Annotated in this window: 21 protein-coding genes; 15 read left to right on the top strand and 6 right to left on the bottom strand. The window is 52.4% G+C overall.

Annotated features, from left to right (window positions below):
- Positions 1-128: 128 nt before the first annotated feature.
- The gene (locus tag ACYP03_RS23085; protein WP_248143438.1) at positions 129-611 is read right to left on the bottom strand and encodes a zinc ribbon-containing protein; all 483 of its coding nucleotides are present in this window, start codon (positions 609-611) and stop codon (positions 129-131) included.
- A gap of 172 nt (positions 612-783) precedes the next feature.
- On the opposite strand from ACYP03_RS23085, the gene leuS reads away from it, so the two are divergent.
- The 12 genes from leuS (at position 784) to lipA (ending at position 13,463) form a co-directional block, all read left to right on the top strand.
- A complete protein-coding gene (gene leuS, locus ACYP03_RS23080; protein WP_459782260.1) occupies positions 784-3,360 on the top strand; it encodes a leucine--tRNA ligase in 2,577 nt (858 codons plus the stop codon).
- Positions 3,361-3,442: 82 nt separating this feature from the next.
- Complete coding sequence (locus ACYP03_RS23075; protein WP_459782258.1) at positions 3,443-4,072, top strand: LPS-assembly lipoprotein LptE; 630 nt, start codon at positions 3,443-3,445, stop codon at positions 4,070-4,072.
- Complete coding sequence (gene holA, locus ACYP03_RS23070) at positions 4,069-5,094, top strand: DNA polymerase III subunit delta (RefSeq protein WP_459782257.1); 1,026 nt, start codon at positions 4,069-4,071, stop codon at positions 5,092-5,094. The genes ACYP03_RS23075 and holA overlap by 4 nt, the downstream gene beginning before the upstream one ends.
- A 185-nt stretch (positions 5,095-5,279) precedes the next feature.
- Entirely contained in the window at positions 5,280-5,597 is a 318-nt protein-coding gene (rsfS, locus tag ACYP03_RS23065; protein WP_248143435.1) for a ribosome silencing factor, read from the top strand.
- A 7-nt stretch (positions 5,598-5,604) separates the two neighbouring features.
- The gene (rlmH, locus tag ACYP03_RS23060) at positions 5,605-6,075 is read left to right on the top strand and encodes a 23S rRNA (pseudouridine(1915)-N(3))-methyltransferase RlmH (RefSeq protein ID WP_330961916.1); all 471 of its coding nucleotides are present in this window, start codon (positions 5,605-5,607) and stop codon (positions 6,073-6,075) included.
- 6 nt (positions 6,076-6,081) lie between these two features.
- Positions 6,082-8,028 carry a penicillin-binding protein 2 gene (gene mrdA, locus ACYP03_RS23055; protein WP_248143432.1) on the top strand — a complete coding sequence of 649 codons (1,947 nt, stop codon included), beginning with the start codon at positions 6,082-6,084 and terminating at the stop codon, positions 8,026-8,028.
- Positions 8,025-9,146, top strand: a complete 1,122-nt coding sequence (gene mrdB, locus ACYP03_RS23050; RefSeq protein ID WP_248143431.1) for a peptidoglycan glycosyltransferase MrdB — start codon at positions 8,025-8,027, stop codon at positions 9,144-9,146. Before mrdA ends, mrdB begins: the two co-directional genes overlap by 4 nt.
- The gene (locus tag ACYP03_RS23045) at positions 9,146-9,958 is read left to right on the top strand and encodes a septal ring lytic transglycosylase RlpA family protein (RefSeq protein ID WP_248143430.1); all 813 of its coding nucleotides are present in this window, start codon (positions 9,146-9,148) and stop codon (positions 9,956-9,958) included. The genes mrdB and ACYP03_RS23045 overlap by 1 nt, the downstream gene beginning before the upstream one ends.
- 150 nt (positions 9,959-10,108) lie before the next feature.
- Positions 10,109-11,284, top strand: a complete 1,176-nt coding sequence (locus tag ACYP03_RS23040) for a serine hydrolase (RefSeq protein WP_248143429.1) — start codon at positions 10,109-10,111, stop codon at positions 11,282-11,284.
- A gap of 168 nt (positions 11,285-11,452) precedes the next feature.
- Positions 11,453-11,728, top strand: coding sequence for a DUF493 family protein YbeD (gene ybeD / locus ACYP03_RS23035; RefSeq protein ID WP_248143428.1), 276 nt, complete (start codon positions 11,453-11,455; stop codon positions 11,726-11,728).
- A gap of 116 nt (positions 11,729-11,844) precedes the next feature.
- Complete coding sequence (gene lipB, locus ACYP03_RS23030) at positions 11,845-12,489, top strand: lipoyl(octanoyl) transferase LipB (RefSeq protein ID WP_248143832.1); 645 nt, start codon at positions 11,845-11,847, stop codon at positions 12,487-12,489.
- A 2-nt stretch (positions 12,490-12,491) separates the two neighbouring features.
- Positions 12,492-13,463, top strand: a complete 972-nt coding sequence (gene lipA, locus ACYP03_RS23025; protein WP_248143427.1) for a lipoyl synthase — start codon at positions 12,492-12,494, stop codon at positions 13,461-13,463.
- A gap of 155 nt (positions 13,464-13,618) precedes the next feature.
- Here the strand turns inward: lipA and bamC are convergent, their stop codons facing one another.
- A complete protein-coding gene (gene bamC, locus ACYP03_RS23020; RefSeq protein WP_459782256.1) occupies positions 13,619-14,650 on the bottom strand; it encodes an outer membrane protein assembly factor BamC in 1,032 nt (343 codons plus the stop codon).
- A 17-nt stretch (positions 14,651-14,667) separates the two neighbouring features.
- Complete coding sequence (gene dapA, locus ACYP03_RS23015; protein WP_330961918.1) at positions 14,668-15,564, bottom strand: 4-hydroxy-tetrahydrodipicolinate synthase; 897 nt, start codon at positions 15,562-15,564, stop codon at positions 14,668-14,670.
- A 289-nt stretch (positions 15,565-15,853) separates the two neighbouring features.
- Between dapA and ACYP03_RS23010 the strand changes: the two genes are divergently transcribed.
- Both ACYP03_RS23010 and bcp read left to right on the top strand, forming a co-directional pair.
- A complete protein-coding gene (locus ACYP03_RS23010; RefSeq protein ID WP_248143423.1) occupies positions 15,854-16,402 on the top strand; it encodes a glycine cleavage system transcriptional repressor in 549 nt (182 codons plus the stop codon).
- 10 nt (positions 16,403-16,412) lie between these two features.
- The gene (bcp, locus tag ACYP03_RS23005; protein WP_330961919.1) at positions 16,413-16,889 is read left to right on the top strand and encodes a thioredoxin-dependent thiol peroxidase; all 477 of its coding nucleotides are present in this window, start codon (positions 16,413-16,415) and stop codon (positions 16,887-16,889) included.
- 37 nt (positions 16,890-16,926) lie between these two features.
- Here the strand turns inward: bcp and ACYP03_RS23000 are convergent, their stop codons facing one another.
- Genes ACYP03_RS23000 through ACYP03_RS22990 form a run of 3 tightly spaced genes read right to left on the bottom strand, consistent with a single transcriptional unit; the run spans position 16,927 to position 19,138 of the window.
- Positions 16,927-17,808, bottom strand: coding sequence for a DMT family transporter (locus ACYP03_RS23000; RefSeq protein ID WP_459782255.1), 882 nt, complete (start codon positions 17,806-17,808; stop codon positions 16,927-16,929).
- 27 nt (positions 17,809-17,835) lie between these two features.
- The gene (locus tag ACYP03_RS22995) at positions 17,836-18,903 is read right to left on the bottom strand and encodes an AI-2E family transporter (RefSeq protein WP_248143417.1); all 1,068 of its coding nucleotides are present in this window, start codon (positions 18,901-18,903) and stop codon (positions 17,836-17,838) included.
- Positions 18,904-18,910: 7 nt separating this feature from the next.
- Entirely contained in the window at positions 18,911-19,138 is a 228-nt protein-coding gene (locus tag ACYP03_RS22990; RefSeq protein ID WP_248143415.1) for a sulfurtransferase TusA family protein, read from the bottom strand.
- 174 nt (positions 19,139-19,312) lie between these two features.
- On the opposite strand from ACYP03_RS22990, the gene bepA reads away from it, so the two are divergent.
- The gene (bepA, locus tag ACYP03_RS22985) at positions 19,313-20,773 is read left to right on the top strand and encodes a beta-barrel assembly-enhancing protease (RefSeq protein ID WP_459782254.1); all 1,461 of its coding nucleotides are present in this window, start codon (positions 19,313-19,315) and stop codon (positions 20,771-20,773) included.
- The last annotated feature ends 48 nt before the right edge of the window (positions 20,774-20,821 follow it).

The raw sequence follows: 20,821 nt of genomic DNA, 5'->3' as shown, positions 1-20,821 counted from the left end.
ATCACAAAGAGGGCTCTGGCCCTCTTTTGTTTTTCACCCAATGCCAGATGTTCGGTGTTTGAAGCTCAGTTATTGATGACCGGGAGAGAGCCACCTGCACCTGGAATCTGCACCTGCAGTGCCAAAGACTAAGGTGCCAGTGGCTGGCGGGTGAACTGGGTGCCTCCGCATTGCACGCAGGGCTCAATAATACGGACATGGGTATACTGCTCATGGTGACCGCACTTCTCACAGACCAGATTCCCCAGCCCGACTACTTCACCGGCCTTATACACGCCCCGGTGCTTGAGATCATCCATCACTTCAACCCATTCCAGCTGAGTCTTGTCAGTCACTTCTGCCAGACCGCTCCAGATCGTTTCAGATACCAGCTTATAGAACGGGCTTTCTGAAAACGGCTCCGGACTTTCCTGCACATTCTGGCCGAACTCCTTCAGATCCCGTTTGAAATACTCCCGGATCAACGCCAGTTCATCTTTCGTCATGTCACTGGCGGCTTCCCGATATTTCTCGCTGGTATCGATCCAGTGTTTTAACTCTTCCGGACTGTGTTTCAGTGTTTCCGTAATGTCTTCCAGCATCGATTCATACGCAGCTTTTTGTTTCACCATCTCAGTTCTCCCAGGCTAATCCGCCAACTCGGGTCTGCCTTGTCTGAAATATCACAAGAATAAGCACACCGATTCGGCCTCAGCTATTGTTGCTCCCTTTACCTTTAGTTATTCTATGTCGATTATTTTGACTGTGTTTGTATTCAACTCACAAAAATCCCGGATGTCATCGATGCAAGAACAATACCGTCCTCAGGACATTGAACAGCAAGTTCAAGAACATTGGGACAACAATAAGACCTTTGTTGTAAGTGAAGACCCGAATAAAGAGAAGTTCTACTGTCTCTCTATGTTCCCTTATCCAAGCGGACGACTTCACATGGGTCACGTTCGTAACTACACCATCGGTGATGTCATCTCCCGTTATCAGCGCCTGCAGGGCAAAAATGTCATGCAGCCAATCGGCTGGGATGCTTTCGGCCTGCCTGCTGAAAACGCCGCAGTGAAAAACAACACGGCTCCGGCACCATGGACATACGAAAACATCGACTACATGAAGAACCAGCTGAAACTGCTGGGCTTCGGTTACGACTGGAACCGTGAATTTGCCACCTGTACGCCGGAATACTACCGCTGGGAACAGGAATTCTTCACCAAGCTGTACAACAAAGGCCTGGTTTATAAGAAAACGTCCTCGGTCAACTGGTGTCCGAACGACCAGACCGTTCTGGCAAACGAACAGGTTGAAGACGGCTGCTGCTGGCGTTGTGATACGCCTGTAGAGCAAAAAGAGATCCCTCAGTGGTTCATCAAGATCACCGCCTACGCGCAGGAGCTGCTGGACGATCTGGAGAACCTGGAAGGCTGGCCTGAGATGGTGAAAACCATGCAGCGCAACTGGATCGGCCGCTCCGAAGGGGTTGAGCTGTCTTTTGAGGTTGAAGGCCAGAACGCACCACTGGAAGTGTACACCACCCGTCCGGATACCCTGATGGGCGTCACTTACGTCGGTATCGCTGCGGGTCACCCGCTGGCAGAGCTGGCGGCACAAAACAAACCTGAACTGGCCGCATTCATCGACGAATGCAAAAACACCAAGGTTGCTGAAGCTGAACTGGCCACCATGGAGAAAAAAGGCATGGCGACCGGCCTTTATGCCATTCATCCGCTGAACGGCCGCCGCGTCCCGGTTTACGTGGCTAACTTTGTTCTGATGGATTACGGCACAGGTGCCGTGATGGCTGTACCTGCCCACGATCAGCGTGACTTCGAGTTCGCGACCAAGTATGGCCTGGACATTGTTCCTGTGATCAAGCCTGCTGACGGCAGCGAGCTGGATATCAGTGAAGCTGCATACACCGAGAAAGGTGTCCTGTTCGACTCGGGTGAATTCGATGGTCTGGACTTCCAGTCAGCATTCGATGCCATCGCCGCCAAACTGGAAGCGGAAGGCAAAGGCAAGAAAACCGTGAACTTCCGTCTGCGTGACTGGGGCGTATCCCGTCAGCGCTACTGGGGTGCACCAATCCCGATGGTAACGACCGAAGACGGTCAAGTGCATCCGGTCCCAGCCGATCAGCTGCCGGTGATCCTGCCGGAAGATGTCGTGATGGACGGCGTGACCAGCCCGATCAAAGCAGACAAGAGCTGGGCAGAAACCACCTTCAACGGTGCACCTGCGCTGCGTGAAACAGATACCTTCGACACCTTTATGGAGTCGTCCTGGTACTACGCGCGTTACTGTTCGCCACAAGCGGATGAAATGCTGGACTCCGATGCCGCCAACTACTGGCTGCCGGTCGACCAGTACATCGGTGGTATTGAACACGCCTGTATGCACCTGCTGTATTCCCGTTTCTTCCACAAACTGCTGCGCGACAGCGGTATGGTGACCAGCGACGAGCCGTTCAAGCAACTGCTGTGTCAGGGCATGGTACTGGCTGATGCCTTCTACTATACCAATGACAAAGGCGCCAAAGTTTGGGTATCCCCAACCGAAGTGACGCTGGATCGCGACGAGAAAGGCCGTATCACCAAAGCGACCGATGTGGATGGTAACGAGCTGGTGCATTCCGGCATGACCAAGATGTCCAAGTCGAAAAACAATGGTATCGACCCGCAGGAAATGGTTAATAAGTACGGTGCAGACACCGTGCGTCTGTTCATGATGTTTGCTTCTCCGGCAGATATGACACTGGAATGGCAGGAATCCGGCGTTGAAGGTGCGAACCGCTTCCTGAAACGTGTCTGGAAACTGGTTTATGAACATACGGCCAAAGGTGCGGTCGAAGTTCTGGATGCCCAGGCACTGAACGCTGATCAGAAAGCCCTGCGTCGTGACGTTCATAAGACCATCGCCAAAGTGAGCGATGACATTGGCCGTCGTCAGACCTTCAATACGGCAATTGCTGCGATTATGGAGCTGATGAACAAGCTGGGTAAGGCGACGCAAGCGTCTGCGCAAGACCGCGCCCTGCTGGACGAAGCACTGAAAGCAGTGGTTCGTATGCTGTACCCAATTACCCCGCACATCAGCTTTGAGCTGTGGAAAGCGCTGGGTGAAACTGATGTTGATCAGGCTCAGTGGCCCGTCGCTGACGAGAAAGCCATGGTCGAAGATGAGAAACTGATCATTGTTCAGGTCAACGGCAAGCTGCGTGCCAAACTGACGGTTGCTGCCGATGCTGACAAAGATCAGGTTGAGGCTATGGCCTTGTCTGACGAGAACGTCTCGAAATTCACCGACGATAAAACAATTCGTAAGGTGATTTACGTGCCGGGCAAGTTGCTGAACATCGTTGCCAACTAATTCAGGCTAACGAACAACGCCTTCCCCCGGGAAGGCGTTTTCTCTTTTTACCTCTGTATTTGCTGAACAAGGAGTAGACACGGTGAGCACAGCTTCATCTCTACTGTCCCGCTTTCGTCTGGTCATTGTCATGGTTCTCGCGCTGACGACAACAGCCTGCGGATTCCACCTGCGTGGGAACTACATGCTGCCCGACGACATTGCCCGCCTGTCTCTGACCAGTTTTGATCAATACGGGCCATTGACCCGTATGGTGAAATCCCAATTCAAATTACACGGTATTGAAGCAGTGCCGCCATCGGCGCAGGTTCCAAACCTGCATCTGCTCAACGAATCCCAGGGCGAACGTACTCTGTCGCTCTATCAGAACAGCCGGGCTGCCGAATACGAACTGACCTATACCGTGAACTATCAGGTGGTTATACCGGAAAAAGGCGCAAAGCGTTTTACCACCAGGGTGAACCGCAGCTTTCTGGACAACCCGCTGACCGCACTGGCAAAGTCCGTAGAACGTGACATGCTGCTGGATGAAATGCGCCAGCAAGCCGCCCGCCAGATCATGCGCCAGCTTGCCCGTCTGACCGCTGATCTCAATCAGCTGGACACCGGGACTGAAAACGAACAGGGCGTGTCCACGATTGAAACGGAAACAGATGCCGACAAACAGGCCGCAGAGCAGCTTTTTGAGACCAAAGGCACTGTTGCACAATGAGGATCTACCCGGAACAACTGAGTGAGCGGCTGAAACAAGGGTTATCAGCCGCTTACCTGCTGTCTGGCAACGAGCCGCTCTTATTGCAGGAGACCTCAGACCGCCTCAGACAACAAGCCAAAGCGGAAGGCTTTCTGGAACGGCACAGCTACACCATTGATAATCAGCTCGACTGGCATGAAGTTCTGGATAACTGCCAGGCACTGAGCCTGTTCTCTTCACGTCAGATCATTGAGCTGACCCTGCCGGAAAATGGCCTCAATGCCAATCAGGCCAAATCACTGCAAACGGTGATTGATGCACTGCACCCGGATATTCTGTTACTGGTATTTGGTCCCCGTCTGAACAAAAAACAGGAATCCACTGCCTGGTTCAAAGCGCTGGCTGCGCAGGGAATTTACGTCCCCTGTAATACGCCGGATGCCCGACAGTTACCCCGGTTTATTCAGCAGCGATGCCAGCAGCTTGGACTGAACGCAGACGCCGAGTCGATCCAACTGCTCGCCCAATGGCATGAGGGGAACCTGTTAGCACTGACGCAAAGCCTGTACAAACTGACCCTGATCTATCCGGACAACACGCTGACGGTTCCTCGTATTCAGGATGCCCTGAGCCGGCACAACCACTACACGCCGTTTCAGTTACTGGACGCTCTGCTGGCCGGGCAGGCCAAACGCAGCCAGCGGATCCTCCGCCAGCTCGAAGCTGAAGGTGTCGAAGCCATCATCATTCTGCGGACGCTGCAGCGGGAACTGACTCAGCTGTACCGGATGCAGGAAATGGGGCGGCAAGGGGTTCCGCTGAACCGGATCTTTGAAAACTTCCGGGTCTGGCAAAACCGGCGCGAGCTTTATGTCGGCGCCCTCCACCGCCTGACGTTACCGATGTTATTACAGGCACTGCACCAGCTCACCCAGCTGGAACGCCAGGTGAAAACAGACTTCAACAGCCATGTCTGGCCCGGTTTAAGTACCCTGTGTGCACTGATGTGCGGGATGAACAAGAACTTGCCTTTGCTTTGACGAAGGCAAAATATTGTTAAATCTGGCTGCTGCTCAAAAAAACCGACCTCTGCTGGTCACGCAAGCAGCAGCACCGATTGAGCATGCTATACTCCGGCGTTAAAATGTGAACCCGATCGGCTCATCCGACTCTAACAAACAGAGCCTGTTCACCCGGAATGCAAACTGAAATGAGGGAGCCCCTTTTGCAGGTACAAGAACTACACGACTTTATCATTGATAAAATTGATGACATGAAAGCGCAGGACATCGTCACTCTGGATGTCCGCGGCAAATCCAGCATTACAGATCTCATGGTCGTTTGCACCGGCACCTCGAACCGACACGTCGCTTCAATTGCTGACAATGTCAACAAAGCCTCCAAGCTGATCGATTTTCCCCCGTTTGGCATCAGTGGTGAAGAAGACGGCGAATGGATTGTCGTTGATATGGGAAGCGTGATGCTGCATATCATGCAGGAAGATGCCCGACAGCTTTATCAATTGGAAAAGCTCTGGGGCTGATTGACGGATGAAGTTACAACTGATCGCCGTCGGCACCAAAATGCCGAAGTGGGTAGAAACCGGTTTTGAAGAATATCGCCGCCGATTTCCAAAAGACATGCCGCTGGAACTGATTGAGATTTCAGCCGGAAAACGGGGCAAAAATGCTGATATTGCCCGTATTCTTCAAAAAGAAGGCGAAGCCATGCTGGCCGCAGTAGCCAAAGGGAACCGCATCGTCACGCTGGATATTCCCGGTAAACGCTGGGATACCGAGCAACTGGCCGGACAGCTGGAAAGCTGGAAGCTGGACGGGCGCGATGTCTCTATCCTGATTGGCGGGCCTGAAGGTCTGGCGCCAGCCTGTAAAGCTGCGGCCGAGCAAAGCTGGTCACTCTCTCCGTTAACCCTGCCACATCCTCTGGTGCGTATCGTCATGGCGGAAAGCTTGTACCGGGCATGGAGTATCACGGCTAATCATCCATACCACAGGGAATAAAACGGCATGCGCAAGAAGCGACTTCAAATCCGTGACCATCAGGCAGAATCATCGCTGTTTTTCCGGCGAGCTATTTTTTCCTTCGCCGGTATTCTTGTCCTGATTGGTGTCCTGGTCGGTAACCTTTATCACATTCAGGTCAGCGAGTTTGAGGACTACAAGACTCGCTCCAACGATAACCGCATCAAGGTTGTGCCGGTCGCCCCGAACCGCGGAATGATCTACGACCGTAACGGTGTTCTGTTAGCTGAAAACCGGCCGGTTTACTCTCTGGAAGTCGTGACAGAAAAGGTTCCGATGCTGGATGATACCCTGGAACGGCTCAGAGCCTTGCTGGGCATCACAGATGAAGAAATCGAACGTTTTGAAAAAGAACGCCGCCGTACGCGCCGTTTCAACTCTGTTCCGCTGCGCAATCAGCTGACTGAAAAAGAAGTCGCGCTGTTTTCTGTGAATCAGCACCGTTTCCCCGGTGTTGAGGTGAAAGCCTATCTGAAGCGTTATTACCCTTATGGTGACGCCCTCACCCACGTCCTCGGCTACGTTGCTAAAATCAATGACCGTGATTTGGAGATGCTGGATCGCCAGGGCCACCTGAACAACTACAAGGCAACCCGGGATATCGGCAAACTCGGTATTGAAAAATACTATGAAGAGATGCTGCACGGCACATCCGGTTATCAGGAAGTGGAAGTGAACAGCCGGGGCCGTATCATCCGGACTTTGAAATATGTCCCGCCCGTCCCCGGTAAAGATATCCGCCTGAATCTGGATATCGAGCTGCAGCTTTATGTGAAGCAATTGCTGACCGAGAAAAAAGTCGATCCGGAAACCGGCGAAGAATTTATCAAGCCCAAACGCGGTTCTGTCGTCGTCCTGGATCCGAAAGATTCCTCCGTTCTGGCGATGGTTTCCAGCCCGAGTTATGACCCTAACCTCTTTGTCCATGGTATTTCCGGCAAAGCGTACCGGGACTTGCTGGATGACAGGGACAGACCGCTGGTGAACCGTGTCACCCTCGGTATTTATCCGCCAGCTTCAACCGTAAAACCTGCAATTGCCGTTGCAGCCTTGTCTGAAGGGGTGATTACTACCAGTACCACACGTAATGATCCCGGGTTCTGGAAAATTCCGAACTCCAAGAGCCGGCCATTCCGCGACTGGCTGCGTTGGGGACACGGAAAGGTGACCATTCACAAAGCCATTGAAGAATCTGTTGATACCTTTTTCTACCAGATTGCCTACGACATGGGGATTGACCGTCTGTCTTCCTGGATGAGCAAATTTGGTTACGGGGAATATACCGGTATTGATATTTTCGAGGAAAGTAAAGCCAACATGCCCACCCGGGAGTGGAAACAGGCGCGTTTCCGTCAGCCCTGGTATCAGGGCGACACCATTCCAGTCGGTATCGGTCAGGGCTACTGGACGGCAACCCCGTTGCAGATCGCGAAAGCCACTACGGTTCTGGTGAACAATGGCGTAGTCCGGGCCCCCCATCTGCTGAAAGATATCATCGGGCCTGAAGGCGAAACACCGGCCAAATATGAGATCTTCCCGCCGGTGACCGGCGTAGAGCCAAAGTACTGGAGAGTAGCAAAAGACGGCATGTACCGGGTGCTTTTCGGCAACCGGGGAACGGCACGGCGTGCTTTCTATGGCGCGCAATATAAAGCTGGCGGTAAGTCAGGCTCCGCACAGGTCTTTGGTCTGGCTGAAGATGAAGAATATAACGCCGAAGAGCTGGAAGAACATCTGCGGGATCACGCGCTGTTTACCGCTTTCGCACCTTTTGATGATCCACAGGTTGTGGTTGCAATGGTACTGGAAAACGCCGGTGGCGGTTCCAGTAACGGTGGCCCGGTCGCACGGCAGATCTTCGATCACATGTTACTGGATCACAGTGATGAACATGACACCAACAAATCAACACTTGCCGAGGTAACCCGATGAGTATCATGGCTGCCGCAGGCAGTAAAACAACCCTGAGTGACCGGCTGCATATCGATGTGCCGCTGTTACTGGGGATCCTGACCGTGATGGGTTTTGCTCTGGTGGTCATGTACAGCGCCAGCGGCCAGAATCTGGCTATGATGGAGCGTCAGGCGGTCCGGATGCTGTTGTCACTGGCCATTATGTTTATCCTGGCTCAAATCGCGCCCCGACACTACGAAGCCTGGGCACCTTACCTGTTCGGTGTCGGCCTGCTCTTACTGCTTGGCGTCCTGCTGTTCGGGGAAATTTCCAAAGGCGCGCAACGCTGGCTGGATCTCGGTGTGGTGCGTTTCCAGCCCTCAGAGCTGATTAAACTGGCGGTACCGCTGATGGTGGCCCGGTTTATCGGGAATCATCCGCTGCCCCCCAGCCTGAAGAATATCGTAATCGCCACACTCATGATTTTCGTGCCCACGATTCTGATTGCCAAGCAGCCCGATCTGGGAACCTCAATCCTGATCGCGGCCTCCGGGGTCTTCGTCCTGTTTCTGTCCGGGATCAGCTGGCGCATTATCATTTTTGCCGGGTTGCTCGTGGCTGCCTTCATCCCGCTGCTCTGGTTTTTCCTGATGCATGATTATCAGCGAACCCGGGTCCTGACGCTGTTCAATCCTGAATCAGATCCGCTAGGTGCCGGCTACCACATCATCCAGTCGAAAATTGCCATTGGTTCCGGTGGTATTACCGGCAAGGGCTGGCTGCACGGCACTCAGTCACAGCTGGAATTTCTGCCGGAGCGTCATACCGACTTTATCTTTGCCGTGATCGCTGAAGAATGGGGACTGGCTGGCGTGGTCGGCCTGCTGGCTCTCTATATTTTCATCATCGGCCGCGGACTTCTGCTGGCGAGCCGGGCACAAACGGCCTTTGGCCGCATGATGGCAGGCAGTATTGTCCTGAGTTTCTTCGTTTATGTTTTCGTCAATATCGGGATGGTCAGTGGCTTGCTGCCCGTTGTTGGTGTTCCCCTGCCCCTGGTCAGTTACGGCGGCACCTCAATGGTCACCCTGATGGCGGGCTTTGGTATCCTGATGTCTATCCACACTCACAGAAAAATGCTGTCTAAGGCGAACTGATGCGCATTGCTTCTCAATCGTTCATTTTCTCTCTGTGCTTCACCCTGCTGCTGGCCGGGTGTAGCACCACATCGACTTCAGATCGGTATCAAATCAAAGAAGACCGTGCACCGGACAGCTCTCCGACACTGGATCATATTGAAGATGCCCAGCCAAGATATGAAGCTAAAAGTCTGGCCGGTAATGTGAATTACAATCTCAATGGTCAGCATTACACGATTTTGCCGTCTGATCAGCCTTTCACGCAGGAGGGACTGGCCTCCTGGTACGGCAAAAAATTTCACGGCCATCAAACCTCGAACGGCGAAATTTACGATATGTATTCCATGACGGCGGCCCATAAAACCCTGCCGTTGCCGAGCTATGTCAGAGTCACCAACAGAAATAACGGCAAAACCGCCATCGTCCGGGTGAACGACCGCGGTCCATTCCACGAAGGACGAATTATCGACCTCAGTATGGCTGCCGCGACCAAACTGGACGTGATTGGTCATGGCACTGCACCGGTCAGCATTGAACTGATTCAGATGCCCAAGCCAGACAAGGCAGAGTGGCAAAGTGCCAACCCGAGATGGTTTTTCGTTCAGCTCGCGGCATTCAGCGATCTGAGCAAAGCACAGGCTGCAGCTCAGAAGCTCAAAACTGAATTCAATACTCAGGTGGAACTGAAAAAAGCGAAATCCGCAGCGGTATACCGGCTGCGCCTGGGGCCCTATCTGGACTCACAGGAGGCTGAACATTTACGTGATCAAGCCAGAGCATCACAGTTCCCGGAAGCTTTTGTGGTATCCGAGTTGCGCGAGTTGAACTAATTTGCCAACCTGAAGTCTGACAAAAGTATGTAAAAATTTCATAAGATTCTTGTGTGGGCCCTGATATCGTCGGGTTGAGAACTGTTTATCAGGACTCAATCTGATATAGTGGTTCCAATTTTGTTATCCGCAATCCAAGTAACAACTATCATGAATAAATCTGCTGCATTTTTTCGCTCTGTCACAGCCTCTGCCGTTTTGATGACAAGCCTTTCCGCGACAGCGGCACCAGCCGTTGTTCCAGAAGCCCCGCAGATAGCCGCTAAAGGTTATGTCCTGATGGATTACCATTCAGGCAAAATTCTGGCCGGACAAAATGAATACCAGAAGCTGCCGCCTGCGAGCCTGACCAAAATGATGACCAGTTATGTCATCGGTCAGGAAATCAAACGCGGTAACATCTCTATGGATGATACTGTTGTGGTCAGTAAAAATGCCTGGGCGAAAAACTTCCCTGGCTCATCCAAAATGTTTATTGAGGTTGGCAGTGAAGTCAAAGTGTCTGACCTCAACCGCGGTATCATCATTCAGTCAGGCAATGATGCTTGTGTTGCCATGGCCGAACATGTCGCCGGCTCTGAAGACTCTTTTGTCGATTTGATGAACGGCTGGGCAAAAACACTGGGGATGGATTCCACCCATTTTGCCAACGTACACGGCCTGGATAATGCCAATCTGTTCACCACCCCTTATGACATGGCGCTGCTGGCACAGGGCCTGATCCGTGACGTGCCGGACGAGTTCGCAATCTATAAGGAAAAATCTTTCCGCTATAACGGCATTGAGCAGTTCAACCGAAACAGCCTGCTGTGGGACAAGAGCCTCAATGTGGACGGTCTGAAAACCGGCCATACGGATAACGCAGGATACAGCCTGGTCAGTACCGCAACCGAAGGTCAGATGCGTCTGATCGCTGTTGTGATGGGCACCAAAAATGCCAACGCCCGTAAAGCTGAAAGTAAAAAGCTGCTGAACTACGGTTTCCGCTTTTTCGAAACCGTTTCTCCGCATAAAGCCAACGAGACCTTCGTGACTGAAAAAGTCTGGATGGGTGACACGGATGAAGTCTCACTGGGTGTCAGTCAGGATACTTTCGTCACGCTGCCGCGTGGTTCGGTCAAAGATCTGAAAGCCAACTTTGTGCTGGAAAAAGAGTTGAAAGCGCCAATCCACAAAGGCGATGTTGTCGGTAAACTGTACTACCGCCTGGGCGATGACGATGTTGCTGAATACCCGCTGCTGGCCCTGAACGATGTCAATCAGGGAGGCATTTTCAGCCGTCTGATTGATTATATCGTCTTGTTGTTTAAGGGCTGGCTGAGCTAATCGCTTCCGCATGAAAAAGGACAGCCTCGCTGTCCTTTTTCTTTTTAACCCGATGATGGCATCGTTTGTACTGTTCCGTTCCCTTTGCATGACTTGTGTTATGGACGGCGAGCCATTAATATGCTGCCCTTAATTGTGATACACCGCATACATTTCCGGGAGTTCAGCATGCAACAGCAAGAACAGCCAAAACTTAAAGATTTACTCGAGTTCCCTTGTCAGTTTACCTACAAGGTAATGGGCTTTAATAAGCCTGAACTGCCGGACCTGGTGGTAGAAGTGATTCAACGCCATGCGCCGGGTGACTACACGCCGTTGGTGAAACCAAGCGGCAAAGGCACTTACAGTGCCGTTTCAATTACAATCACAGCGACTCACATTGAGCAGGTTGAAACGCTTTATAAGGAACTGGGCGAGATCGAGATTGTCCGTGTCGTCCTCTGAGACCTGGTCCTACCGAGCAATTGGCGGCTGAAATTTCAGCCGCCAAGTTTTATAATGCACCATTATTGGTATCTTCTGAATCGCAGCAGATCCCGACAGACAACATGGGTGTGAATGTGCAAAGAAATCTCATTGTCCGCAACCTGGGCCTGAAAGACTATTCTGTCACTTATGAGGCCATGCATGATTTTACCGCCGATCGCGATGACGACACCGTCGATGAGATCTGGCTGGTTGAGCACCTTCCCGTTTTTACTCAGGGCCAGGCCGGCAAAGCCGAGCACGTGCTGAATCCTGGTGATATCCCTATTTTTCAGAGTGATCGCGGTGGACAAGTGACCTATCATGGCCCGGGGCAGCAAATGATGTATCTTCTGCTCGATCTGCGCCGCCTCAAACTGGGCGTCCGTGAGCTGGTCACGCACATTGAAAACACAGTAATCAACACGCTATCCCGTTTCGGGGTAACCTCTAATGCCCGTCCGGACGCCCCTGGTGTCTATGTCGACGGCAAAAAAATCTGCTCACTCGGTCTACGTATCCGTCGCGGCTGTTCTTTTCATGGCCTGGCCCTCAACGTCAACATGGATTTATCGCCTTTCATGCGCATCAATCCCTGTGGCTATGCGGGTATGGAAATGACTCAGCTGGCTATGTTCAATGGCCCTACAGAACTGGCTGATGTGCAACCTATACTTGTCGATGAGTTAGTGAATTTGCTCGATTACCAGAGCATAGAGTGGATAACGGAAAGCAATTAATCATGAGCAAACCGATCGTAATAGAACCAGGTGTCAAATATCGTGACGCCGACAAAATGGCCCTGATCCCAGTACGTAACATGGAAGCGGAAGAAAAACCCCGTGAAATGCTGCGTAAACCGGAGTGGATGAAAATCAAACTGCCGGCGGATACCCAACGTATCCGGGACATCAAGGACGCGATGCGTAAGAACAACCTGCACTCGGTCTGTGAAGAGGCATCCTGCCCGAACCTGGCAGAATGCTTCAGTCACGGTACGGCCACCTTCATGATTCTGGGTGCCATCTGTACCCGTCGATGCCCGTTCTGTGACGTTGCCCATGGCCGTCCGCTGCCGCCAAGTGCCGAAGAGCCGGTTCATTTGGCTCAGACCATCGCTGATATGAAGCTGCGCTACGTGGTTGTCACATCCGTTGACCGCGATGATCTGCGTGACGGCGGTGCACAGCACTTTGCTGACTGTATCCGTGAAATTCGCGTGAAGAGCCCTGAAATCAAGATCGAAACCCTGGTCCCTGATTTCCGTGGCCGGATGGATCGTGCGCTGGAAATCCTGCGTGATAATCCGCCGGATGTCTTCAACCATAACCTGGAAACTGCGCCACGCTTATACCGCAAGGCCCGTCCGGGTGCGAACTACCAGTGGTCGCTGGATCTGCTGAAGAAATTCGGTGAAATGCATCCGAACGTTCCGACAAAATCCGGCCTGATGATGGGTCTGGGTGAAACCAAAGAAGAGATCATTGAAGTCCTCAAGGATCTGCGTGCACACGGCGTGACGATGCTGACCTTAGGTCAGTACCTTGCTCCAAGCCGCCACCACTTGCCTGTTGAACGTTATGTGCCGCCATCAGAGTTTGATGAGCTCAAAGAAATCGCACTGGAGCTGGGCTTTACCCATGCGGCCTGTGGTCCATTTGTCCGCTCGTCTTACCATGCCGACCTGCAGGCAAAAGGCGAAGAAGTGAAATAATCACACAAGTCGGGAATCGTATGGTGACATGACGCCTCTGATTCCCGTGCTTCGTCCCCAGTTGGATCCCATAAAAAAACGCTTCGGAGTCTGTGACATACCGAAGCGTTTTTATTTTTGAACTCAGTTCTGTAACTGTACTGTTCGCTGCACTGTCAGCGCTGATTCTCTTTATCAATCACAGCTGCCAGTACCAGCGCTAAACTTTCCAGCGCTTCCTCAGTGATCGGCTTACCATCTTCATCTGTGACGGTAATTGAGGTCCGGTTCCCCAGATCACCCAGCTGCAAATCATAATCACGATTCGACAGCTGAAGCGGCTGAATACCGAGTTCGGTCCAGAAATCATCACCCGGTGAACGGAAAGAAACGTCAACTGTTCCCTGAGAACGGTTTCTGCCATCAACGGTGAAACCCAGCGCCTGCAGGAGGCTTGGCAAGCGTTCCCAGAAAACATTGTAAGGCGCACGCGCAATAATCACAGGTAAATCGCTGCGATCACGGCCCATACTGATTGGGATTTGCTTGACCAGTTCCTGCGCCCGCACACGGGCTTTCTCACGCTCATATGCGTCGTACTTCGCCATGACCAGATTCGTCATCAGAATACTGTAACGTTCCTGATTCCCGAGACTCACCGTCTTGTCGACACCCGCTTCACGCCAGTCCAGCAGTTTAATGGTATACAGGTTCTGGCCATTCTCGCTGGAACGGGTAATCCGGTACCGGCTGCTGATTTCAGTGTCTTCATCCTCATTGTTCCACTGAACCCAACTGGTTTCCAGGGTCTGCGCGGTATCAACATCAAATGGAATATTCCGCTCTTTCCCGAGACGTTTGGTCAGGGTCCAGAGTTCATTCAATTCTTCAGCTTTAACCAGTTGCAGGCTCACTGTACCATCGGAATTATGGACAGTTCTGGCGCCCGGAATGAGCGCGAGTACCTGTTGCGGTGGACGGATATCGACCGCTTTACCAATGGCGCCAGAATAGCCGGCAGCCGGAATGGCATACTCGCCAGACACCGTCGCCGCACCGCTGCTCGGGCTGTTCCAGCTGCTGAGCGGTACAGTTTCCAGATAATTAAAGTCCTGATTTGCCTGACGGCGGCGCTCAGCACCACCCGAACAGCCAGCCAGTATAGCGACCATGACAGCCGTAACTGCCAGCCTGTAATTCACATTCATGTAGAGCTCTTACGTTCCTATGCGGTGGCCAGTGAAGGCAGCAGTTTCGCATCTTTCAACGCTTGCAACACAACAGGTTCAGCCTCTTTGCTCAGCGGCGTCAACGGCAGACGTAATGTACCGTGCTGGATCAGCCCCATTTTGTGTGCTGCCCATTTCACCGGAATGGGATTGGACTCAACAAACAGGTTCTTGTGCAATGGCATTAATTTCGCGTCAATGGCTTTCGCAGCTTCAATCTCGCCATTCAGTGCCAGTCGGAACATCGTTGCCATATCCTGAGCAGCAATATTTGCCGTCACTGAAATGACGCCATGTCCGCCAAGCGCGACAAATTCCAGACCTGTTGCATCATCACCGCTGAATTGGAGGAAATCTTCGCCGCAAAGTTCCCGAGTTTTTGCTACACGGGACAAATCGCCGGTCGCATCTTTAATTCCGATGATGTTATCCAGCTTAGACAGGCGTGCCACAGTTTCCGGCAGCATATCGACAGAAGTACGACCCGGTACGTTGTACAGAATTTGCGGCAGGTCTGTGGCTTCAGAAATCGCCTTGAAGTGCTGATACAAGCCTTCCTGCGTCGGTTTGTTATAGTAAGGAGTCACTGTCAGGCAAGCGGCAACACCCGTACCGGAGAAAAGTTTACTGAAAGTGATGGCTTCATGGGTGGCATTGGCGCCTGTACCGGCAATGACAGGGATACGGCCCTGAGCAAAATCGACTGTCTTCAGCACCACTTTCACGTGCTCTTCCACAGTCAGCGTGGCGGACTCGCCTGTGGTTCCTACAGCAACCAGAGCATCTGTGCCTGCTGCAATATGATATTCAACCAAGGATTTCAGGCTGGCGTAATCTACTTCACCGACTTCATCCAAGGGCGTAACTAGCGCTACCATGCTACCAGTAAACATGTCGATCTCCCTTTTTTATTGATTTCTCATGGTACTTTTCAGTGACAGTAAACACAAGCGAGCAGAATGTAAAATAGCTGTCATAGATGGCCAGAATGTATCCTTCATTGCCCAGCCTGTGATCCCCTGTCAAAAGTCGATTAAACCAGTGAGTTACGCCAGTTGCAGCGCATTACGCAACAAAATATATCTTTCCTCACCATATCATCATTTGTCCCTGTAACTTCATGGCAGGAGATAAGTTTGCTGTGCTACCATGCAAGCATGAATGTCATCAATGTGAAACTGTATGGAACACTACCTCGTTATTACCGCGATTGGCACTGACCGGCCGGGCATTACCGATGAAATCACCCGGCATATCTCCCTGAGCGGTTGCAATATTGAAGACAGCAGGCTGGCGATTTTCGGCAGCGAATTCACTTTTATCCTGCTTTTGTCAGGTACGGCCGCGTCTATTTCGCGGGTCGAGGCAACGCTCCCAATGCGGGCCCAGCAACTCGATTTGCTGACCATGATGAAGCGGACAACCCGGCACGAACACCGTTTTTACCCTTATACGGCTGAATTCCATGTCGAGGGAAACGATGCCCCGGGACTCATTGAGAAGTTCACCCATTTCTGTGCCACACGCCAGATAGACATCTCGGCGCTCAGTGCCCATTCTCAGGAAGAAGATGACAACAGCGGGGAAGACCAACTGACCCTGCAACTGAGTACCAACCTGCCGGAAGGTTGCAACCTGATGTCTTTACAGGAAGAATTTGAAGATTTGTGCCAGACCGTACAAGTCACGGGCACAGTGACATTTACCGGCCATAATCCGAAAGAAAAATAAGGAACAACACATGCAAACCCTGACTGCAGGAACTCCCGCACCTGAATTCACGCTTCTGGATCAGAATGGTGCACCTGTCAGCCTGAACGATTTCAAAGGGAAAAAGGTTCTCGCTTATTTCTATCCCAAAGCCATGACACCGGGCTGCACCGTCCAGGCTTGCGGATTACGCGACAGCAAAACCGAGCTTGATGCGCATAATGTGGTGGTTCTGGGAATCAGCATTGATCCGGTGAAACGTCTGCCGAAATTTATCGAGCGCGACAAGCTGAATTTTACCCTGCTGTCAGACGAAGACCATGCTGTTGCTGAGCAATTCGGTGTCTGGGGCGAGAAGAAATTCATGGGGAAAATCTACGATGGCCTCCATCGCATCAGCTTCCTGATCAACGAAGACGGTGTGATTGAACATGTCTTCAATAAGTTTAAGACCAAAGATCACCACGAAGTCGTGCTGAACTACCTGAAAGAAAACAATTCCATTTGATTTCTGTCTGTCACAAGGCCGCATGATGCGGTCTTTTTCATTGCCTGCCCCGGTTTTGTTCGGGTTGCGGGACAGGCTTAAACCACAACACCACCGCAATACCGCCTAATATTGCTGCTGAGGCAATCAACAGCCGGGAGCTCACTGACTCCGACAGAAAAATAACCCCGCCCATTGCAGCCAGCACAGGCACACTGAGCTGAACGGTTGCCGCACTCATTGCTGTCAGCAGAGGCAGAACACTGTACCAGACGGCATATCCGACACCGGATGCAATTCCACCAGACAGGATGGCATATATCACGCCAAGCCGATCAAGATGCGTCCCCCCGGCAATCAGACAACAAACTACAGCCATCGGCACCGCCCGCAGAAAATTTCCAGCCGTAATTTGCAGGGGGTCTTTCGCCCCTTTTCCTCTGAGGGTATAGATTCCCCATGCGCCTCCGGCCGTCAGCATGAGGATTGCCCCCTGCCAGGAAGGCGCAGATACGCCGGGGAGCAAAAGGACGACCAGACCAGCCAGTGCCAGCACAAAGCCCGCCAATTGCCAGATTGTCATTCTTTCTCCGCGCCATAACGCGACGGCCATCATGGTGATCTGAACTGCGGCAAATAACAGCAATGCACCGGTTGCCGCCGTCAGGCTCAGATAGGCAAAAGAGAAACCGGCTGCATAGATAAACAGAGAAAAAGCAGAGATCCAGCTGCCTGCCGGTCTGGCGCTGAGTGTATGTGCCGGTGTTTTCAGCGCATGAAGCAACCACAGCAAAACCGCACCCGATGCTAACCGGATCAGGGTAAAACTCGCGGGATCGATGTCAGTTTCAGACAGAGCAATTCTGTTGAGAAGAGAGTTGGCCGCAAAAGCAAGCATGGCCAGGGAGGTGAACATCAATACTCTGAAAGGTATCGGCATGCTCCCCTCCCGTGATTTAATCGTCAGTTATGGCGTATCTTCAGCATGGTCAGTGGCTGGCAGAGCATGCCAGACCGCTTTTACCAGTGTAGCCAATGGGATCGCGAAAAAGACACCCCAGAAACCCCATAAGCCACCAAAAACCAGCACCGATACAATAATCGCGACCGGATGGAGGTTCACCGCTTCTGAAAACAGCACCGGAACCAGGACATTCCCGTCCAGTGCCTGAATAATGCCGTACGCCACCAGCAGCCACCAGAAATCCGGTGTCAGCCCCCACTGAAACAAACCAACCATGGCAACAGGCACCGTCACGGCCGCAGCACCGATATAAGGGATCAGAACGGAAAGCCCCACCAATACCGCCAGCAGCAGAGAGTAACGCAGGTCAAGCAGAGCAAACGTAATATAGCTGGCAACACCGACGATAATGATTTCCGTAACTTTACCGCGAATATAGTTTGAGATTTGCTCGTTCATCTCCTCGCCGACTTTACTGGCGAGACGACGGTTTCTCGGTAACAGCCGGCCCAGTGTACTGAGCATTTCATCTTTATCTTTCAGCAGGAAGAAGACCAGCAGCGGCACCAAAATCAAATAGACTGCCAGCGTCGCCAGGCTCAGCAACGAGGCCACCGAACCTTTCAGAGCGGTTTCCCCCATCCCCAGCACTTTGGTTCGCATACTGTTCATCACTGTGGTGATCTGCTCCGGCTGAACCAGTTCAGGATATCGTTCTGGCAGGCTGGAGACATAACGCTGCAGATCATTAAACATGCTGGGAACATCTGAAAGCAGATTGCTGATCTGATGCCAGATCATCGGGATCAGGCCAAAGACCGCCATCACCATCAGACTGGTAAACAGCAACAGGACCAGCGTAACCGCTAAGGTACGGGGAACCCGGAGCCGGGTCAGATACATGACCGGCCACTCAAGTAAATAAGCCAGTACGATAGCGACCAGTAAAGGCGCGATCAGGTTGCCGAAAAAATAAATGGTGATGAAGCCCACCAAGAGAATCGCCACCAGACTGACCGCGTGAGGGTCAGAAAACCTGCGCTGATACCAGCGACTTATCATTTCCAGCATAAAAGCGTCACAACCTTTTAGTAACGGTAATCACAAGTAATTGTGGGTCATCTGACTGCACCCGGACGTCAAAGCCCTGATGCCGCAGATAGCGGGGTATATCCTGCCGGGCGCCCGTGTCACAAACATGAATGTCCAGGGAGTATCCGACATCCAGTCCATGGCAGGCCCGTTTCGCAATCAGTAACGCCAGCGGACAGCGGGCATCAGTTAAATCCAGCTTGGGTATTTCCATTCTTGTGCACTGGCGGTTATTATCCAACAGGTTATTGTAAATAACATGATGGCGACAAGAAAGAAACAGCCTGGATATTTTGTTGTCATATCAGTTAATACATCGATTATTTGACTGCTATCGGCTTCATAATCGAAATAACAACAACCTGTAATGAAGGCGACCATCATTTCTATGCTTCGATTGACCAAAAAGCCAGTTTGCCTGCTGCTCTGTGCACTGCTGAGTTCAGCCCCGACAATAACTCAGGCAGAAGCGTCTCCGGAAGATCTTCCTGAGATCGGAACCACTGCGGCCTCAACACTGACCATCGAAAAAGAACTGGAATACGGCGATGCCTACATGCGCATGCTGCGGGCCAGCAAGCCGATTATCAATGACCCGCTGCTCTCTGAATACGTGCAGGATCTGGGGCATAAGTTGGTTGCCAATGCACAGGATGTACGCACCCCCTTTGAGTTTTTCCTGATCCAGAACCGCGAAGTGAACGCCTTTGCTTTCTTTGGCGGCCACGTCGCGCTGCACTCCGGTCTTTTCCTTCATGCCCAGAGTGAGAGTGAACTGGCCTCAGTCATGGCACACGAAATCGCCCACATCACCCAGCGCCATCTGGCACGGAGCATGGAAGATCAGGCGAAGAAATCACCGGCGACGATGGCCGCACTGATTGGTTCCCTGATGTTAGCCATTGCCTCACCGGAGGCCGGTATTGCAGCCATCCAGGCCACCACCGCGGCTTCGGTGCAGGGGCAGATCAACTATACCCGCAGCAATGAAATGGAAGCTGACCGGATTGGTATCGCGACTCTGGCAAAATCGGGTTTCGACGTTCAGGCTATGCCAACCTTTTTTGGTCGTCTGGCCGATCAGTACCGCTATGCCAGCACCCCGCCTGCCATGCTGCTGACTCACCCGCTGCCGGAATCCCGTATCGCAGATACCCGCAACCGTGCTGCGCAATATCCGCCGCACCGGGTTCAGATTTCCGAAAACTATCTGCTGGCACAGGCCAGAGTGATTGCACGCTATGCCAACCTCGACAGCCGGAATGCGCTGGACTGGTTTGAACGCAAAGACAAAAAAGCCCATGGGGCCGAAAAAATGGCCGTCGACTACGGAAAAGCGCTGGTACTGATGGACAGCGGCAAATACAAAGAAGCAGAAGCATTGCTGATGCCTTTGCTCAAAGCAGAACCCGGCAACCGTTTCTTCATCGATTCAGCAACCGACCTGGATCTGTTCCTGAAACGCTACGACAATGCCATCAACCGACTGCAACAGGCACTGAAATCCAACCCAGCCAATGCAGTGCTGAGGCTGAATCTGGCGCATACGCTTCTGAAAGCCGGGCGGGCAAAAGATTGTCTGACATTACTCAGCCGATTTACCTACGACAACCCTGATGATATCAACGGCTGGAACATGCTGGCCGAAGCCTATGCCGGAACCGGCCGCCGGGATGGTGAGCTGGCTGCGCGGGCCGAAGTGATGGCCCTCCGCGGCGACTGGGAAAAAGCAATCCAGAACTACATTCAGGCCAGCCAGATCGTGGAAGTCGGCTCACTGGATCAGGCCCGATACGATGCCCGTATCGACCAGTTACGCCTGGCGCGGGCCCGATTTGCCGATTTGTAGCCCCGTCCGACCCTCACAAAGCAGATCCGGCTAACAGACTCAGGGGAT

It is taken from the genome of Photobacterium sp. R1, assembly GCF_054600795.1.
Note: the sequence above shows the minus strand (reverse complement) of the source record. Positions and strands in the feature narration are given on the sequence as shown.

Coding starts and splice junctions, on each gene's coding strand:
- ACYP03_RS23085 (WP_248143438.1), bottom strand. CDS start 611: ATGGTGAAACAAAAAGCTGCGTATGAATCGATGCTGGAAGACATTACG.
- leuS (WP_459782260.1), top strand. CDS start 784: ATGCAAGAACAATACCGTCCTCAGGACATTGAACAGCAAGTTCAAGAA.
- holA (WP_459782257.1), top strand. CDS start 4,069: ATGAGGATCTACCCGGAACAACTGAGTGAGCGGCTGAAACAAGGGTTA.
- rlmH (WP_330961916.1), top strand. CDS start 5,605: ATGAAGTTACAACTGATCGCCGTCGGCACCAAAATGCCGAAGTGGGTA.
- mrdA (WP_248143432.1), top strand. CDS start 6,082: ATGCGCAAGAAGCGACTTCAAATCCGTGACCATCAGGCAGAATCATCG.
- mrdB (WP_248143431.1), top strand. CDS start 8,025: ATGAGTATCATGGCTGCCGCAGGCAGTAAAACAACCCTGAGTGACCGG.
- ACYP03_RS23045 (WP_248143430.1), top strand. CDS start 9,146: ATGCGCATTGCTTCTCAATCGTTCATTTTCTCTCTGTGCTTCACCCTG.
- ACYP03_RS23040 (WP_248143429.1), top strand. CDS start 10,109: ATGAATAAATCTGCTGCATTTTTTCGCTCTGTCACAGCCTCTGCCGTT.
- ybeD (WP_248143428.1), top strand. CDS start 11,453: ATGCAACAGCAAGAACAGCCAAAACTTAAAGATTTACTCGAGTTCCCT.
- lipA (WP_248143427.1), top strand. CDS start 12,492: ATGAGCAAACCGATCGTAATAGAACCAGGTGTCAAATATCGTGACGCC.
- bamC (WP_459782256.1), bottom strand. CDS start 14,650: ATGAATGTGAATTACAGGCTGGCAGTTACGGCTGTCATGGTCGCTATA.
- dapA (WP_330961918.1), bottom strand. CDS start 15,564: ATGTTTACTGGTAGCATGGTAGCGCTAGTTACGCCCTTGGATGAAGTC.
- ACYP03_RS23010 (WP_248143423.1), top strand. CDS start 15,854: ATGGAACACTACCTCGTTATTACCGCGATTGGCACTGACCGGCCGGGC.
- bcp (WP_330961919.1), top strand. CDS start 16,413: ATGCAAACCCTGACTGCAGGAACTCCCGCACCTGAATTCACGCTTCTG.
- ACYP03_RS23000 (WP_459782255.1), bottom strand. CDS start 17,808: ATGCCGATACCTTTCAGAGTATTGATGTTCACCTCCCTGGCCATGCTT.
- ACYP03_RS22995 (WP_248143417.1), bottom strand. CDS start 18,903: ATGCTGGAAATGATAAGTCGCTGGTATCAGCGCAGGTTTTCTGACCCT.
- ACYP03_RS22990 (WP_248143415.1), bottom strand. CDS start 19,138: ATGGAAATACCCAAGCTGGATTTAACTGATGCCCGCTGTCCGCTGGCG.
- bepA (WP_459782254.1), top strand. CDS start 19,313: ATGCTTCGATTGACCAAAAAGCCAGTTTGCCTGCTGCTCTGTGCACTG.